The following is a 16,787-nucleotide window of genomic DNA, read 5'->3' as shown; positions in this document are numbered from 1 at the left end:
CGGAAACATCATGCTCCCTGTCCGTCAACGAGCTGCTGAGCGCGCACCAGGGCGTTGCCGATGCGCTGTTGCATCTTGGTCGTGCGCTTGCGGAAACCGATCTCGTCAATGGCTTGGTCGATGCGGGCGTCGCGATCGGCCAGCAACCGGTCGGTGAGCAGCCACAAGCACAGCTCGACCAACTCGCGGTCGGAGTAGTCGTCGATCTTCGACCGTCGCGGCTCCGAAAGGAACCCTGGGCGAGGACCGCGTTCGATGACGGGCTGGTGCGGCTTCTGCGGGGGCGCGGTCGTCGCAGGAGAAGGAGCGATGTCGCGTTCCGCGTCGAGCATGGCCTTCTCCCAGCTCTCCACGATCATCGCGGTCTGCGTGGCCCGATCGCGGAACCACTCACTCGCCCACACGCGGTGGAACCGCCAGCCGAGGCGTTCCAGGTGCTCCTGTCGGAGCCTGTCACGGTCACGAGCGCTGCCCAACTGGTGGTAGGTGTCGCCATCCGCTTCAACGGCCAGCACCATCCGGCCGGGCTGGTCACTGTGCCCCAACGCGAAGTCGATCCGGTAACCGGCCACACCCCACTGCGGGGTCACCGGAACGCCGGCATCGACCAAGGAGTCATGGATGCTCCGCTCGAAGCCGTTCATCTCCTGCTTGCCCTGCGCACCGACGAGGCCCAGCGATCCCCCGTTGTCCGCGAACTCCAGGTACTGGCGCAGCAGGTCCGCTCCGACGCTGATCCCGGTCGTGGACATGTCGAGCGGGGAGAACGAAGCGACGATGTCCACCCGCTTCCGCGCACGTGTGATCGCCACGTTGAGGCGCCGTTCTCCTCCTTGCCGGTTGAGCGGGCCGAAGGCGGTCATGTGGAGTCGACCGTTGATCGCCTTGGCGGCACCGAGGCTGAAGATGATCGCATCGCGCTCGTCACCTTGGACTTGTTCGATGCTCTTGACGAACAGGCGACGCCCCGCGCCCTGCATGCGTCCGTTGAACTCAGCCAGCTCGTCGTGAGCGGCGGTGGCTCGGCGAAGAGCGAGTTCGACGCGTTTGGCGTGATTGCCACCCATGGTGATGACACCAAGGGTGTCCTCGGGATTGGCGCGGGCGTGCGCCAGCACCAGGTCGACAACCTTCTCCACCTCTGCCTCGGCAGATCCGTCACGGCCTGGTGCCACCCTGCCGTCGACTTGGTGCAACGACAGGGGGCTTACCGTCTGGCAACCGGGGAAGGTGATGAGCTTCCCCTGGTAGAAAGCCTTGTTGGAGAAGGCGATCAGTCTCTCGTCCTGGCTTCGGTAGTGCCACTCCAGCATCCGGGTGTTCGGGATGAAGGCGCTCAGGCAGGCGAGGATGGACTCGAAGTCACGAACCTGCGGCGTATCGGCCTGCTCGTCATCCTCGTCGTTGTCCGAATCGCCGCCGCTGAGAGCTGTGCGGAACCAGGCGCTGGGCGGCAGTTGACGCTCGTCACCCGCGACGACGAGCTGCTTGCCGCGCATGATGGAAGTCATCGAGTCCTGCGGTTCCACCTGGCTCGCCTCGTCGAAGACGACCAGGTCGAACAGCCGCTGCGCGGGCAGGAGCCTGCTGACCACGATCGGGGACATCGCCCAGCACGGGCGGGCGGCGAGCAAGACGTCCGGTGCCTTGGCGACCAGCTTCCGCAGGGGCATGTGGCCCCGCTTGCGCTTCGCCTCGGCACGGACCACGTCGTTCTGGTCCGGGTGCGCGTCACGTGCTTCACGCAGCCTCTCGGCGACGCGCCGGCGCACGCGCTGGGCGTTGAGCTGGAAATGCGAGGTGTCGAACTCCCGGAACTCGGACACGACGTGCGAGTGCTGCAGCCCCGCGAACTGCCCCAGGTGCGGGATGCGCACCCGGTACTCGTCGAGCAGGGAGCTGTACCACGAGTAGCGGAACATCGTGCGCGCGAGTTCGGCGTCCGCGTTCCGCTCCACCAGGACGTCGAGAAGACCGCCCATCCCCATCTCGACGAGTCGATCGGTCAGCTGGTTCAGCATCGGAACTTGGAAGAGGACGTCCCGCTCCTCGATAAGCCGCTCGACGCGCGCTGTCACCTCTTCCTCCGACCACTGGTCGGGTTCGGTCAACTGCGCACCCATCGCCACGGCAGCCAACTGGTCGCGGGCCTTGGCAATCTCATCGAGTGTCTTAGCGAGACCGACGACTTCTTGGGGTGCGCCTCCTCCCACCGCCATCTCCTGCCATCGGTTGCGCTGAGCGAGCGCTGCACTCAGGTCCGCGTGCAGGGTGCGCCGGTTGCACTTCCCGGCCTTACGGAGCGCTGCGGCCACCTTGCGGACCTTGTACCGCCGCCACCAGTTCAGCTCCCGTGGATTGGCCGATCGCCACTTGCGATCACCCGTGGCGAAGCAGTAGTCCTCGAGCCCTTCGCCGAACACGTCCTTCTCGAACAAGGTCAACGTGCCCTCAACCTGGCGCAACAGCTCCAAGACCCGTTCCCAACCGGGCAGGTCCGTAGGGCGTTGGAAGCCCACTTGGCCGATGAGGCGACGCATCTGGTTCTGCGCCTTCGGCCAAGTCTTGCCGTGCAGCTCGTCGAGCTGCACGACGATGGCTTGCATCTGCTCATCCGTGCGGATGTCGGACTGGGACCACGCCGACTCGCCACGGTGAAAGCGCAGTCCACCCGAGTTGATGAACCTCGTGAGGTCGTCTTCGACTCGCCGAACCGTGTCGCCGTGCAGGTCGCGCAGAGCGGTACCGCGGAAACGCACCGGATTGCTGCTCTTGGGTGACAGGGCGAGGAGGTTGTCGTAGAGGGAGAACGCCTTGATGCCCCACGGCTCGATCGCGGCGTGCAGGGCCCGGTCGTGGTGGAGCAGGTGGTCACGTTTTTCGGTCAGCCGCTCGTGCAGGCCGTTGACCTCTGCGGGCGGCTCTTTGCTCGCTCTGTCCAGCGACTCGGAGACCTGTTGCGCGACCTGCCGCTTGTCGAGCTTCTGCTGGTGGAGGTCGAACACCAGGTGTCCCAGGTCGACGTGCTCCAAGCGGTTGGTGACCGCCTCGATCGCGGCTCGCTTCTCCGCGACGAACAGTACGCGCCACCCTCTCGCCGCCGCGGCGGTGATGATGTTGGCGATCGTCTGGCTCTTGCCGGTTCCCGGCGGCCCTTGGATCACGACGTGCTGCCCGTCCATCACCGCGTTGACAGCGCGCTGCTGGGACGAGTCCGCGTCGAGGACGAGGAACTCGTCCCTGAGGACAACCTGGTCCGGCTCGACCGGTTGGTGCCCGCTGGCTGTCTCACGGAGCTGACGCCTGGCCGGTTCGTAGCCCGCCGTCGCGGCGATGACGTCGTGCGATGACAAGAGCTCGGCACAGTCCTTCAGCTCGCGCACCATCGGCAACTTGTCGAAGCTGAAGGTGCTCGCGAACAGCCGCTCCTCGAACTCGGCGGTGCGTCCGTGTTCGGACACGAGGTCACTCAGCGCCCGGTACACGAGTCCAGCGTGCGTCGAGCGGTCATCGTTCGCCTCGATCATGGCGTTCAGCTCGTCGGTGAGCTGCTCGACGTCGAGGTCGATGCCGTGCTGGCGGTTGAGCGCGTACAGCAGCACCGGGTTGACCTCAGGGGCTCCGACCAGCTCAAGCACGTAGTCCGTCTCCGCAGCGGTGCGGGGTGTGATCGTGAGTGGTTGGAGGACAAGAGGCGCCCGCAGGGGCTTGACCGGCGTCGTGCCCTTGGTCGACGTCGGCTGCAGCAAGAAGAGGCCGTGGGCCAACTTGCCCACGTCATCGACGCCCTGCTCCTCCTGGAAAGTGAGCATCCTGCGGCGCAGGTTGCGCGCGCGCTGGCAGGCGGCCGCGTGTGCCTCACCGGAAGCCACCAACGTGTCAAGCCTGGTCTTGCGGCCTGAGAGCAGCTGCGCAGTGAATTCAGGAGCGGCCTTGGCCAGGTCGAGGCTCCAAGTTTTGCTGTCGCGGTAGTACAGCAGTGTGTTGTTGGGACCGAAGTCGATCAGGTCATCTGCCCACGACTCTGCCTTGGTTTTTACGAGATCGATCCGAGCACGGTCGGCACCTATCGCCACCTGCCCTTCCCCCTTCGAACGCTGCGATCGGCGCGAACACCGAGCCCGCAGAGCACTGGCGAGCCGACCAGTATGCCGAAGGGGGCAGGCCAGGTCAGCGCCCGTTCAGGGCATCTACAGGTGCACGATCGGGGCGATGCGATACCCAGAGTGGAACACACCATCCAAGAACATGCCCCAATCCGTATAATTGCGGAAACTACAGAATTCGCGTATTTTAGCAGTACCGAGAGCCGGAGCGAAGCTTCAGTCACACCCGAAATAACCGGTAGGTGCCACCCAGTGCCTCGCCCTCCGCAATCTAGGTGAAGTCGCTCAACGCCATTTCCTTCAAGCACTCAACCGCTTCGACATCCCAGAAAGTGCATTCATTGGTCAGGTTCCTGAAACTGGAGTCCCTCGCGACCGCTAATCGCGATCAGGTGTCTGACCAGCCGGTCGGGGCGTTGCCGGACGCTCCCAGACTGGCATGGAGTTTTCTACAACAAGCGGATCTTGACCATCGTGCATAGCTATCCCTGATCAATCTCTGGAACGCCGCCGCTGTCAAGCATCGCGAAGAACTCCGCAATGCCGCCGGTACGGGCGTGCTTGGTTGTCGTCGTGAAGATCAATGGTTGCGCGGCCCTGGAGAGTCCGACGAAGAAGGTACACGTGGCTTCGTCAGGGTCTCTGTTGTATGCCCACCATTGCTGATCATCAAGGCCGAGAAAGAACACGGTGTGGTACTCCAAGCCCTTGCTCCGGTGAGCAGTCAGCATGACGACGGCGTCTGCGCACTCGAACTGGTTAAGTACACCGCCCTAGTCAGTAGCCAATCCCATAACTGCACCGAGGCGTTCCCGGAAGGCAGTGATCGTGACGTCGAGGTCCTCGCTGGGCGACGACGACTTCACATAGCGACGGAGCACCTCAGCGTCGAGAAGGCTGAGCAGGTGCTTCACCGTGTCAGCCGCCGAGGTTGCAACCGGTGGGTTGATCTCGAGCCAGTTGCGTAGGAGGGCGATCAGTTCGGACAGGGTCTCACCGACTCGGCGCTGAGCTGCTTCGTCGCCGATCGCGCCGTGCATCCTTTCCATGGACATCGACACGGCGCGCCAGACCGTGGCCAAACCGCGCCGCTGGTTAGCCAGAAGGAGGAGGCCAATCAGGAGTTGCGCTGTCCCGTTCTTCAGCAGGTCTTGCAGCCGCATCTCGCCCACTTGCGCGTCATCGTTGCGCACCCTGATGTCATGAGCAGCAAGACGAACTCGGAACCGTGACTCGAAGTCGGAGACCTTCTGCCGAACGATCAACGCATAGTCCTTGGGCGCCCGGCCTGAGCGAGCCATATCCTCCGCCATCCAGGCGGCGATGAACGCCGCCTCACGGTCGAGGCTGCTGAACATCCAGAGTTCAGCCGATTCCGCCTCGCCCTCGGCTACCTTCGAGACGGCTGGCACGCTGTTTGCATCCAGCCTGCTGGCGATGACGTGCTGCAGTTGTACGAGCGAGTGACTGGAGCGGAAGTTCCACGTCAGCGGGTAGGGAGTGGCGTCGAAGGCGGCTGTGAAGTGTTGGATCGCCCTCGGAAGTGCGCCTGCCCAGCCCATGATCCGCTGCTTATCGTCGCCGACAGCGGTGACCGCCGGACCGTGACTAAACACGGACTCAAGGAAGGAGAACTGAGCACTGGTCGTGTCCTGGAACTCATCGACGAAGACAAACGGGTAGGTGATGCGCAGAGCACGTCGCAGTTTGGGAGCCGATCTCACGAGCAGTTCGGCAAGCCGATTGAGCATGACGAAGTCGAGGGACGCCTTGCCTGGCCGGAGGTAGCGTTGCCGCCACCATGCCATGGCCGCGTACGCGATACTGTCCGCCAAGTCGCGCTCCGTTAGGACTACAGGGAGATTCCAGCCACCTACCACGTCGGTAACGAAGCGGTTGGCAGTGATGCTGGCGAGGTCCCTGCGCATGTGGTGCGGCGCTGTCGAGAGCAGGTCGATCAGGACGCTGTCGATCTGGAAACGTGGGACGAAGTTGATCTCGTAACCGTCGTCCATGCGCCAACTCGACGGTAGGGCTGGCGCGAACCGGTCCACGAGCCCCTTGGTGAAAGCGTCGAAGGTCATCGAGACGAATCGATCGGCATGCTCGGGCACACGTGCGGCGACCCGCCGGCCGAGATTTGCCGCAGCGTCCCGCTTGAACGAGATCGCCAGGATCCGCTGCGGCACTGGGCAGAGCCCTGTCTGTAACAGGTAGGCGGCTCGTTGTGCGAGGAACTCGGTCTTGCCCGCGCCAGGCCCGGCTACAACTGCAACGTTGTCAGTGTCCCTTAGCGCTTGCCACGCGGCTGGCTCGAGATCGTCGATCCCGATGGGACGCCAGGGCTCGACCGGAATCGACCTGCCGGGGTACAACGTCGGTGAGGTCACCTCGTGGAGGTCGTCAGCGCCAACACTCATAGTCCGACCTTGTCGCGGACGTGTGCCACAAGGGCCTTTACTACCTCCGGTGCGCAGGCGTTGAGTTCGCTGTCCTCGAGGCGACCAAGTGCCTGTAGGTGACTACTCGGCTTCGACCTGGACAGGAACAGGTACCGATACCAGCGCAGCCGCTCACGCCGGTCATCGTCACTCCAATACGACACCTTGGCACCGACATCGCCCAGGACGGCAACGGCTGGGTCGTCAGCGTTGGGTCCGCGGTCTGCAGACTCGAGGTGCGTGTACGCGGCTTCGAAGTGCTCCAGCATGACGTAGTCGAGATCGAGCGGCCCAGCGAAGAAGACACCGAACTTTCGGAGATGCTTCAGGACTGGGTCCAAGTCCTCGATCGACAGACCGTCGCCGATGTCTGCGATCTCGTCATAGCCGTCCAACTCGGCCAGCGGAGCGACCTTGGCATCCTCAAGACGTTTGCAGGCGTCGCGCAAACGGGCCGGACCGGCACCCGTTTTGCCGTAGTCCAGGTCCAGCAAAGTCGCGTGCGGAATGCCGAGGTCGTTGAGCAGTTGCCACATGTGGTTAGTATGGCGGCCGCCGAGCGGGACCATTGCGATGAACGACGGATCGAGCTGAACCCCGAAGGCTTCTGCGATGCGGGGTATGACGATCTGTTCGGTGTCACCTTCGCCCAGCACCACGAACCTGGCGAAGTACAACTCCGGATGAGCACGCACGGCCTCGCGCACGTACTTCCCGGCGTCGGTGCGACTAGCGGGAAGAGTGATCTCGCGAACGGTCGCGTTCGCCGTCGAGGGCTCCATGCGGAAGTAGCGGACGTTCTCAGGACGTATGCGGGTCAGCACGCTTGCAGAGTGACTGGAGATGATCGACTGCGTCGCACTAGTACCGCTGAGGTCCTGCAACTGCTTGACGATCCGGGAGAGGAAGAAGGGCGAGAGGCTATTCTCGGGTTCCTCAACGGCGATCAAGGTCAAGTCGGGAAGCCTTGCTGCGTTCAGCGTGAAGTCCGTGACGTGGCGTCCGTCGACCAGTGCCCCCTCGACATCGAGGGCCGCCGCCGCAAGCGCCAGGTGCAGCAGTGACCGCTGCCCGTCGCTCAGCAGACGCGCAGGGCGCGGATGGCCGCGGTGATCAGGCTCGAAGACCAGTTCCGAGTCGCGGACCAACTGGTCGAAATCATCGTCGAGCAGTCGCAATCGAGGTTGCGAGTGCGGATTCGTATCATGCAGTTGCTGCCACCGCGAGGTCAGAGCGGACTCGACCGCCTTCACCACCGGCTCGGCCGCGAACCGGTCTGCTACAGCGACCGCATGCTCGTTAACCAAGTCTCGCAGCTCTGCCGACCATTGCGCAGCGCGCCACAGCCGACTCCGCAGGAAGCTGGTCACCTGCCGTGCACCATCTCGTGACGCCGGGACGTAGATCATTTGAATGCGGCTGCGCTCGGCGGGGGGGAAGTACCGCGAAATCTTCTTCGCCGTATTCTTCCACGAGGGTACTGACGATCATGCGGGCCTCGGAGATGGCGCCCTCAGTCGTGCCGTCATCTACCCATTCAGCTTTCAGCACGATCCTGACCTTGAGGTCACCGTCCTCGGTAGCAGCCATCCGCTCGAAGAAATCCGGAATCGCTCGGTGCTTCGCGCCCAGATGCTCCAGCTCGGTCGCGCCGCTCGCCCCGTCGATCTCGCCGTCGCCGTGATCCGCGTTATCGTCAGCTTCGTCATGTCCGAGTTCAGGGAAGGCCAACACCACTTCGATCATCAGGTCACGAGTGGCTGGTCGCACAGTTTCGTCGGCCGGAACGTGGAAGTCGTCCAGCCGCAGCGCCCGCTCCTGTCCCGTGACACCGAACAATCGCAACAACGCTTCGCAGGCAGCGGTCTTGCCGGAGCCGTTGGTGCCGATGAAAGCGGTCAGACCTTCATCGAGGCAGATAGTGGTCCGCCCAGGACCGAAGCACCTGAAGTTGTCAAGCACCAGACTCTGTATGAACATGCTTCACTTTCCGGGCTAGAGCTACGCCTTGACGGCCCGTCACTCGTCTTACGAGTGATACGTCCATCGCGATGGTGACTGTTCGCGTTAGTCAACTCGCACATTAGAGGCATCCATTCACCCGTTCAGAGCAGCCCTGTAGCTGTGTGTCACCAACTGTTGACCCAGAGGCTTCGCTCCGAAATCGATGCTCCGATGCTGGTTGGTTCGGACCTGACCACCGACTCGACGCACTAGCCAGCAAGGCCAATAAGGTCGCTGCGACCGCTTCGCCAGCAAGACGCCCACACCCTGGCCGATACCTGTACGCACCTAGTACAAGGGTGTCGACCTGTCGGTCTATGTCAGGCGTGGCCTCACATCTCCGCCTGTCGCCCTAAGCTGCCTGGATCATCGAGAATGCCGTGTGCGTCCAGCCGACCCAGGCAAGGTAGGTCGCTGCAGTCTTGCCGGTTTGCTGCCAGGAAGCGGCGTTGGACTCGGTCTAGCTACGGCGGGGGTGATCGTGTTGCTCAGTTGGTGACGCGTCGGCTGCTCGACTGGGAGTTGATCCCGGGCCGGGTGCTTGCTCAAGACAGAGATGGCGCCGTTGAGCTGGTGACGAGCGGCCTGGCGGATGGCTCGGTGTTCAGCGATCACGTGCAGCGCCGTGATGATGCTCAGGACAGCGACTACGACTGCGGCCAAGATGATCGGCGTGATGTCGCGAACCTGGGCAGCGATGCGGGTGGCGTCGCCCAGCAGCCGCAGTGCCTCCTTGGCGGTGATAAGCGAGACCGACGAGCGGTTGGCATCCGGTGACGCAGCGGGACTGGTTGTCAGGGCAGGGCGGAACTGTGCCGCACGGGTGAGCTGGTCGTAGACCTTCTCCAGCAGCTGGTGCGGGTCGTGGAACCGCGCCACGGCTACTAGGTCAGCGGTGCGCTCGACAAACAGATGCCAGGTGCGTTGGTCCAAATCCGGCGCCGAGACAGTGCCCTCTGCGGTGCCAGTAGCGGCCTCCACCGCAGCGCGGGCCCGATCCAACTCTCGACGCAACATCTGCTCGCTCGTTCCGCTGCGCCGGTCCTGCGGGCCGACAGGTTGGTCGGCGATGTCACGCCACAGCGTCTGCTGTCTGCTGACGGGTAGTGGCCTGGCGTCGGTCCAGCGGGCGCGTAGCCGCGGCAAGGACAGGTCGCGGCGCAGGGTCGACCCGGCGAACCACAGCGGCTCGGGTTCTGGGAGGCCCTGCTCGGCGGCTTGCTGCTCGGGCCGCAGTGCGACTTTGTAGCCGGTGACTGGCCCAATCTCGGGGTAGGCGGCGACCAGCACGCCACGGCGGCGCAAGCCCAGGACGAACCCGACCTCGTTAGCAGCCTCGGCGGCCTCAGCCGTGACGAGGTCGCGCAGTCGGTCCCGTTCAGTGCGCTGCCCGTTGGTGTCCGCACGTACGAGTTCGACGCGCGAGGTGGCTTTGGAACGACCCTCGCCAGCCGGGGCGGTGCGCGTCCAGCCGCGCTCGTCCTCAACCTGGCGACACCAGTCGCGCCACCGCAGGAAGTCGCGGTGCAGGTTGGCCACCTGGCCGTCGCCTAGCACCACGTTGACCACGACGTGGACGTGGTCGTTGCGCTTGGTGGAGAGGCCGTGGTGGACCGCGACCCACCGGCAGCCGCCCTGACCGTCATCATCGGCGCCCAGGCCCAGGGCGGCGATGCCGGACTCGACCAGCTCCCGCCACACCTCGTCCGGCAGCCGCTGCTGGGTGGGATGCTCTCCGTTCTTATCGGCGTGCGCCTCGGGCTGGGGCGGGTAGCCGGCGGTGGCGACGTCGGCGGGCGGGATGGACAGGACCACGTGATAGACGTGCCCGTCCGGTAGGTCCACCTGATGTCCGGTCATAAGGGCGTCCAGTTGCTGAGCCAGCCGTGCGCGTCCTGGGGCGGTGGTCGCGTCCTCTCCCCAGGACCCGCCGCGTACCCAGTCGGGGTTCCACGCCGCCACGACGTGCGGGTCACGGTGCTCGTTGGAGCGACCCCGGCCGAACAGGTAGCGCAGCAGCCCCAGGGTGTTGGAGCCGCGCTTGCCGCGGCCCGCGACTTCGGCGATCACCGCCCGGCCCCTCGGTGCTGGTCCACTGCACCGAGCACCCGGTACAGCTCGTCCAAGACCCGCTCGTGGTAGGCCAGCACCGCCTGCAACTGCTGCGGACCGACGACGTGGCCGCTATTGGCCTGGCGGGCGAGTTGGTTGAGCGCGCTGCTCGATCGGGACAACTTCACCGCAGCGGCTTCCCACTCGGCTACCCAGTGCCGCTGCTGGTGTAGCGACCAGCCGTCGGGCTCGCGCAGTCCGCACTCGACCAGGTACAGCGGCACCGACAACCCGGCCACCGCCGCCCTCGCTGCCAACGCGGCCCGAACCTTGATGGTGGTGCGGATGTTGATCCGGGTCTCAGCGCCTCCGCGCACACGCCGCTGCCGACGCACACCCTGCTTCCTCGTGCTCATCGTTCCCCCCGAAATGACAGGCGGGCTCTCCGGAGCCCGCTCACTCTCAACGTCGAACGACTGGCTGGAAAGTGCCAGCTTTGCCTTGCCGATCTGTGACCCGCGGAGTCGGTGCAGTCCGTGCAGCGCCCTCGTGAGGTCGAGCCGGGCGCGATGACGATGAGGTCGGCGCCGACTTCGCGCGCCACGTCCCGGTCGGGCTCACTGCCGCGCCGGCCACCGTGCAGCCCACGCTCGTCGCCGACGGCACGGGAGTGCCTCGGTCGATGGCGCGTGGGCTGCGCGGTGAGCCGGTGGCGTTTGGTCAGGACGCCCTTCGGGTGTCCTGATCTCTAGCTTGCTACGGCGGCAGATGGCCGCCTTCGTGCTGCGAAGAGCGCACGAAGGGAGCGAAGGTAGTGGCGTCCCCTGTGCTGCTCCCTTCGCTCCTTGGGTGCTTCCTTCGCGCCCTCTCGGGTTGATCCGCCATACCCAGCCGCCACCGAAGTCGGCCTTACCGGAGCGGACTTTGGCTCCGGCCTTGGCACGCTTCAAGGCGTCTTTGGAGAAGCCAGCCCGGTGTCCTTCGGCCAACAACTCACGCACCAGGGCCTCACCGCCGCGCCCTGTCAGGTAGTCGATGAGCCATGCGGCAGCGTCCACCCGCTCGTCCCGTCGTCGTGAGCGGAGCGCTGGAGGAGGTCAACGACCGAGGCCGTCGAGGCCCCTGCCAGACGATCCGAACGACCGTGGTCTCCCCTCCGTTGTCGGCCATGACGGGGGCGGAGATGCTCCCGTAGGACAGCGACGGGACGGTCGACACCGACACCACATTCGACTTGATGACCGACAGGACGTAGTTGTAGTCGTCCTCCGCGGCGAACCCAGGGCGTGCCGACGACCTACCTGTAGGCCCGGCACCACTGATGGCGTCGACCGGATCGACACCCGCCGTCGCCTTCCGGAAGTGCCCGATGCCCAGGATGGTCGTGCCGTCTGCTGCGCCAGGAGCCTCAACTTCTCCAACTGCGAACGCACGATGGAGTTGTCGTTGAGCTGTCCCGTGGTCAGCTTCGCCGTCAGGTCCCCGACGATCGCGCTCTTGCCAATGCCAGGTTTGCCGACCCGCAGGGCGACCTCGCCGACGGGTAGGTAGTCCCGCCACACGAACCGCGTCTGCTTGATGTCGACCTCGCGCACCGACCTCACCCGCAGGCGCCGGGTCGGTGGTTCGTCGTGCGCTCCAGGCAGAGCTTGTCCCCCGAACTCAGTCATGGCGTCAGTCCTCGGCGGACAGTGCGCGCACGAGCGACTCCGTGATCACCATGATCCGGCCGCCGTACTTGGCCACCTTGGCGGGGAACTCGTCGCGGGCGACGAGGTCGTACGCCTTGCTACGGCTCATCCCGAACGCTGTCGCCGCGGTTGACACGTCCACGGCCGGTGGCCACGTCGCCTTGATCTCCGCCAGGGTCGGACGTCGCTTGGCTTCCTGCCTACTGGCCATCGGATTCGCCCCCTCGCTGCTTCCGCTCGACCAAGCGAGCCAGGAAGGCGTGGTAGGCAATGATGTTGCGGCCACGCGGCAGTCTGTCCCCCATCTCCCAGCGGTGCACCGTGGACGCCGTGACTTCGCAGTCGTGCGCGACCAGCGATTGGCTGAGCCCGGCATCGACGCGGAGCCGCCGTGCTCTACCAGTGCGAATCCAGTTTTGAAGCTCGGCGGAGCGGTCCGCCAGAGTCTTCCCCCCGTTAGTCATGCCGACCACGTTACGCGAACGGTCTTTACTCATGCCGCACCCATGGCATACCTTGTTGGTCATCCAAGGCACTGACGATGAGGGGGGTGCGTATCGTTCTGCCGTGCCTCGCCTACCGAAGAACTTCCGGATCGCCTGGGTGTCGGTCGACGTGTTGCCGCCTGATGGCTACCTGGCTCTGACCCCGGACAGCGCCATCCCGGTTCGCTTCCAAGCCAACTTCGTGCTGGACGAGCCGGACGTCGCGGCAACGATGGAGTTGTTCGTCGGCCCCGACCTCCGGCCGGTCGTGCTGTCGATGACGGTGAAGGCCAAGGCGACGGCACCAGTCACGACGGGGGTCATGAGGCAGATCCTCGTCGACCAGATGACACGTGCGGCGGTCGAGAAAGCCACGGTGCCCGCATCCGTGCGGGACGAGTGGCTGGCGACCCTGCCCCCTGGATTCCAGCCGGTCGAGCAGCGTGAAGCCTCGTTGCCGAACGCGGATGAACGCGTCCGCAACCAGGCCGATGACGACGCCCGGCGCGCGGCGCGGATCTACTCCGACGCCGTGGCAGCAGGCAACAGGGCACCCGCGGTGGCCGTGGCCAACGTGATGAACAGGTCGCGGACGCAGGCTGCGCGGTACATCCGCAGGGCCCGGGAACTCGGATTGCTGCCCCCTCTGGGCTCATCGGAGGAGGCCTGAACTAAGGAGCTGCAAGCTCGTGGGGGACCCGATCAAGAAGATCGAGTTGAAGGACGGTACGACGAGGTACCGGTTCGTGATCGACATCGGGCGTGACCCGGCGACCGGCAAGCGTAGGCAGTTGACCAAGACCTACGGCACCAAGAAGGAAGCCCGCGCCGAGTACGCCAAGGTCAAGCACCAGACCGACGAGGGGACGTTCGTCGGGCCCGACAAGACCACCGTGTCGGCCTGGCTGGACACCTGGTTGAAGTCCACGACGGTCGACGTCGAGAAGGCCACCGCAGCCAACTACGCCGACGCGCTGCTGCCGGTGCGCGAGCGGCTCGGCGGGAAGCGGCTTCAGGACGTCACCGAAGAGGACGTCGACGAGCTGGTCAGCTGGATGCTCACCTCCGGCCGGAAGCGCGGTGGGAAGGTCGGCAGCGGGCTCAGCGTCAGGTCCGTGCAGCTCACGCTGGGGCGTTTCAGGTCATCGTTGAACGTGGCGATGCGGCGCAGGTTGGTCGTCCGCAACGTCGCCCAATACACCCAGATCCCGCGCGAAGCGCGGCGCAAGGCGGCGGCTATAGCGGCCTTGCGGGTGCCCTGGAGTGAGACGGAGGTGAGACAGTTCCTCGCCGCGATCCGCGACCACCGACTTCACGCGCCCGTGCTCTTGGCGCTGATCGGGATGCGGCCCGCCGAGGTCTGCGGACTGCGATGGTCGGCCGTTGACCTCGACGCGGGGACGCTGTCGATCGAGCTGACGCGCACGCTGGTCGAGGGTGAAGTCGAGGAGAAGGGGCCGAAGTCGGAGAAGGGCAAGCGCAAGCTGCCCCTGCCCACACCTCTGCACGCAGCGCTCAAGGCGTTCAAGGCCAGGCAGGCCGCGGAGGCGATGAGGGCCGGTGAGCTGTACGAGCGGTCCGGGTTCGTGCTGGTTGACGAGCTGGGGCACGCCTGGAAGACCGATCGACTTCGGCGGGCGATTCACAAGCTGATGGACCAAGCCAACGTGCGGAAGGTCCGGCCGTACGACGCTCGGCACGCCTGCCTGACGTACCTGGCGACGTCCGGTGTGCCGGACGTGATCGTGAGCGCCTGGGCGGGCCACGCGGATCTCAGCTTCACCAAGCGGGTGTACATCCACCCGAACGTCGAGCACCTGAGGCAAGCAGCCGACCAGCTCGGCGAACTCCTGGGCTGAAAGAAGCAGTACGAGCGTTCGTGAGAAATTGTGAGACGACGCGCCCTCAAACAGAATCAGGGCCTTGTCTCACCGTAGTGATCCAAGGCCCTGACCTGGGCTTTCGCCGTACTTCGACCGTCGGGACGACAGGATTTGAACCTGCGACCCCTTGACCCCCAGTCAAGTGCGCTACCAAACTGCGCCACGTCCCGGCCGCACCCCCCGTTGTGGGGTGCTCGCATAGCTTAGCGCACCCGCAACGGGGCCCCGACGCGGGCCCCCGACTTGGTCTTGCGGGGGCTCCTACCTGCGAAAAAGCGGAGGCCCGGTGGCTGGCGGATCCTCGTCGGCTTTTCTCGGTCGGTGCCGATCCTCCGGTCGGCGTTCGTCCACTACGCGGTCGCGTGGTCGGTGGCGCTACCGCCTTTGGCCGGGTCGTCCGCGTCGACTTTCGGGTGCCCCGTCGGCAGGGCCGCCTCCAGGGTGAAGCTGCCGTCGGCCCTTGCCGTGGTGGTCAGGGTGCCTCCCAGGAGGCTGACCCGCTCGGAGAGGCCGTGCAGGCCTTCTCCGCCTCGGTCTTGGGCGGGCACTGGGGCCGGCGGTGGGCCGTTCCGCACCTTGAGGTGGAGGTGGGAGTCGGTCGCGGTCACGTTGATCTCCACCGCTGCACCGGGAGCGTGTTTGGTCACGTTGGTCAGGGCTTCCTGGACCACTCTGTAGGCGGCTCGGCCGATCCCCGGCGGTGGGGGTGGGCTGTGGTTGGCGTAGGTCACCACCAGTCCTGCTGCTCTGGCTCGGTCGACCAGGGACGGCAGGCCCTCGAAGCCCGGGGCGGGCTCGGTGTTCAGGAGCCCCAGGGCTGCTCGCATCTCGGCCAGGGACTCCTTGGCCAGCGCACGCAGGCGACGGGCGGTGTCCCTGGTGGGTGGGTCGGTGGTGGTGGCGGCCAGGGCTGCCGCCTCCACGGCTATGAGGGTGGCGTGGTGGCCCACGGCGTCGTGGATCTCGCGGGCGATCCTGGCTCGTTCCGCGGACCTGGCCCCGTCCTCCCTCGCCTCCAGTTCGGCGGTCCGGGCCCGGTGCGCTTCGGCGAGGCTCGCGGTCAGTTCGCGCCTGGTGGTGATGAGGGCGCCCAGTGCCGCGGGGGCGCCGGACATGAAGAGGGTGAACGCGTAGGTGAGGAGGGCGGCACCCGGTGGGAGGCCCTCGCGGACCACGACGAAGGTGGCGGGGACGGCGGTCGTGAGGGTCACGCAGGCGATCACCAGCGGGGGCTTGGAGGTGCGGCCCGCGCGGTAGAGGGCGACGACGGCGGGGGGCCACCCCAGGCCGCCGACCAGGGCGGGGAGGCAGAGGACGACCGCTGCGGTGGGGCTCCGGCGGCGCAGCGGGAGGAGGAGGCACGCGGCCAGGGCGGTGGGGATCGACCAGCTGAACGGGACGCCCTCGGCCATCAGGACCATGGCGGCCGGGACGGTGACCGCCAGGAGCTCGACGAGCAGGGTCACCACGCGTCACGCACCTGGTGGGCGATGAGGGCGGCCTGGACGCGGTTCTCCACGCCGAGCTTGGTGAGGACCGTGGAGACGTAGCTCTTGACGGTGGCCTCGCTGAGCCCGAGGGACCTGGCGATGGCCTGGTTCGAGCGGCCGGAGGCGAGGAGGGACAGGACCTGGCGCTCGCGGGCGCTCAGGCCGTCCAGGTGCGTGGGTTCGCGCAGGCCGCGGGCGCGCAGCTTGGGCAGCAGGCGGGCGGTGATGCGGGGGTCGAGGACGGCGCCGCCGGCGGCCAGGTCGAGCACGGCGCGGACCAGGGCTTCCGGCTCGGCGTCCTTGAGCAGGAAGCCCTGGGCGCCCAGCTCCAGGGCGGTGGCGACGTAGTCGTCCAGGTCGAACGTGGTCAGCACGGCCAGGGCGGGCGGCGCGGACCAGGCGAGCAGCACCTTCAGCGCGGCCAGGCCGTCCATGCCGGGCATCTGCACGTCGACCAGCGCCACGTCGGGCCGCACGCGCCGGACCACGTCGAGCAGCCCGGCGCCGTCCGCCGCCTCGCCGACGACCACGACCCGGCCGTCGGCCTCCAGCAGCGTCCTCAGGCCCCGGCGCAGCAGCGGTTCGTCGTCAGCGAGGACCAATCTGACCGGCACGTCGCCAGGCAACCGCATTCC

Annotated in this window: 12 protein-coding genes, 1 tRNA gene and 1 pseudogene; 2 read left to right on the top strand and 12 right to left on the bottom strand. The window is 66.0% G+C overall.

Going from position 1 to position 16,787, the window contains the following annotated elements:
• Nucleotides 1–8: 8 nt before the first annotated feature.
• The 9 genes and pseudogenes from ACRAKJ_RS08865 to ACRAKJ_RS08825 all read right to left on the bottom strand — a co-directional run bounded on the left by ACRAKJ_RS08865 (nt 9) and on the right by ACRAKJ_RS08825 (nt 12,758).
• The gene (locus ACRAKJ_RS08865) at nt 9–4,076 is read right to left on the bottom strand and encodes an AAA domain-containing protein (protein WP_438919927.1); all 4,068 of its coding nucleotides are present in this window, start codon (nt 4,074–4,076) and stop codon (nt 9–11) included.
• Between the two features lie 512 nt (nt 4,077–4,588).
• Nucleotides 4,589–4,852: pseudogene (locus ACRAKJ_RS08860) on the bottom strand (3'-5' exonuclease); the annotation flags it as partial.
• A 27-nt stretch (nt 4,853–4,879) separates the two neighbouring features.
• Complete coding sequence (locus ACRAKJ_RS08855; RefSeq protein WP_447008909.1) at nt 4,880–6,496, bottom strand: UvrD-helicase domain-containing protein; 1,617 nt, start codon at nt 6,494–6,496, stop codon at nt 4,880–4,882.
• 26 nt (nt 6,497–6,522) lie between these two features.
• Complete coding sequence (locus tag ACRAKJ_RS08850) at nt 6,523–7,917, bottom strand: TOPRIM nucleotidyl transferase/hydrolase domain-containing protein (protein WP_438919925.1); 1,395 nt, start codon at nt 7,915–7,917, stop codon at nt 6,523–6,525.
• Nucleotides 7,847–8,527, bottom strand: coding sequence for an AAA family ATPase (locus ACRAKJ_RS08845; RefSeq protein WP_438919924.1), 681 nt, complete (start codon nt 8,525–8,527; stop codon nt 7,847–7,849). Before ACRAKJ_RS08845 ends, ACRAKJ_RS08850 begins: the two co-directional genes overlap by 71 nt.
• A 390-nt stretch (nt 8,528–8,917) precedes the next feature.
• Nucleotides 8,918–10,621, bottom strand: coding sequence for a relaxase/mobilization nuclease domain-containing protein (locus tag ACRAKJ_RS08840; protein WP_438919923.1), 1,704 nt, complete (start codon nt 10,619–10,621; stop codon nt 8,918–8,920).
• On the bottom strand, nt 10,618–11,019 hold the full coding sequence (locus ACRAKJ_RS08835; RefSeq protein ID WP_438919922.1) for a hypothetical protein: 402 nt from the start codon (nt 11,017–11,019) through the stop codon (nt 10,618–10,620). Before ACRAKJ_RS08835 ends, ACRAKJ_RS08840 begins: the two co-directional genes overlap by 4 nt.
• 1,258 nt (nt 11,020–12,277) lie before the next feature.
• Complete coding sequence (locus ACRAKJ_RS08830) at nt 12,278–12,403, bottom strand: hypothetical protein (protein WP_438919921.1); 126 nt, start codon at nt 12,401–12,403, stop codon at nt 12,278–12,280.
• A 91-nt stretch (nt 12,404–12,494) separates the two neighbouring features.
• On the bottom strand, nt 12,495–12,758 hold the full coding sequence (locus tag ACRAKJ_RS08825) for a helix-turn-helix domain-containing protein (protein WP_438919988.1): 264 nt from the start codon (nt 12,756–12,758) through the stop codon (nt 12,495–12,497).
• Nucleotides 12,759–12,861: 103 nt separating this feature from the next.
• Here ACRAKJ_RS08825 and ACRAKJ_RS08820 point away from each other — a divergent pair, with 103 nt between their 5' ends.
• Both ACRAKJ_RS08820 and ACRAKJ_RS08815 read left to right on the top strand, forming a co-directional pair.
• Entirely contained in the window at nt 12,862–13,449 is a 588-nt protein-coding gene (locus tag ACRAKJ_RS08820) for a hypothetical protein (protein WP_438919920.1), read from the top strand.
• A gap of 76 nt (nt 13,450–13,525) precedes the next feature.
• Complete coding sequence (locus ACRAKJ_RS08815) at nt 13,526–14,638, top strand: tyrosine-type recombinase/integrase (RefSeq protein ID WP_438919919.1); 1,113 nt, start codon at nt 13,526–13,528, stop codon at nt 14,636–14,638.
• 120 nt (nt 14,639–14,758) lie between these two features.
• On the opposite strand, the gene ACRAKJ_RS08810 is transcribed toward ACRAKJ_RS08815, so the two are convergent.
• The 3 genes from ACRAKJ_RS08810 to ACRAKJ_RS08800 form a co-directional block, all read right to left on the bottom strand.
• Nucleotides 14,759–14,832: transfer RNA gene (locus ACRAKJ_RS08810), tRNA-Pro, on the bottom strand.
• Nucleotides 14,833–15,012: 180 nt separating this feature from the next.
• Entirely contained in the window at nt 15,013–16,131 is a 1,119-nt protein-coding gene (locus tag ACRAKJ_RS08805) for a histidine kinase (RefSeq protein WP_438919918.1), read from the bottom strand.
• Entirely contained in the window at nt 16,125–16,784 is a 660-nt protein-coding gene (locus ACRAKJ_RS08800; RefSeq protein WP_438919917.1) for a response regulator, read from the bottom strand. Before ACRAKJ_RS08800 ends, ACRAKJ_RS08805 begins: the two co-directional genes overlap by 7 nt.
• Between the last annotated feature and the right edge of the window lie 3 nt (nt 16,785–16,787).

The sequence above is a fragment of the Saccharothrix sp. DSM 118769 genome (assembly GCF_052936295.1).
This window is presented reverse-complemented; position numbering and strand designations above follow the sequence as displayed.

What these genes read in the sequence shown, in the direction of transcription:
- ACRAKJ_RS08845 (WP_438919924.1), bottom strand. Translation starts at nt 8,527, where the DNA reads ATGTTCATACAGAGTCTGGTGCTTGACAACTTCAGGTGCTTCGGTCCT.
- ACRAKJ_RS08835 (WP_438919922.1), bottom strand. Translation starts at nt 11,019, where the DNA reads ATGAGCACGAGGAAGCAGGGTGTGCGTCGGCAGCGGCGTGTGCGCGGA.
- ACRAKJ_RS08830 (WP_438919921.1), bottom strand. Translation starts at nt 12,403, where the DNA reads ATGAGCCGTAGCAAGGCGTACGACCTCGTCGCCCGCGACGAGTTCCCC.
- ACRAKJ_RS08825 (WP_438919988.1), bottom strand. Translation starts at nt 12,758, where the DNA reads ATGACTAACGGGGGGAAGACTCTGGCGGACCGCTCCGCCGAGCTTCAA.
- ACRAKJ_RS08800 (WP_438919917.1), bottom strand. Translation starts at nt 16,784, where the DNA reads ATGCGGTTGCCTGGCGACGTGCCGGTCAGATTGGTCCTCGCTGACGAC.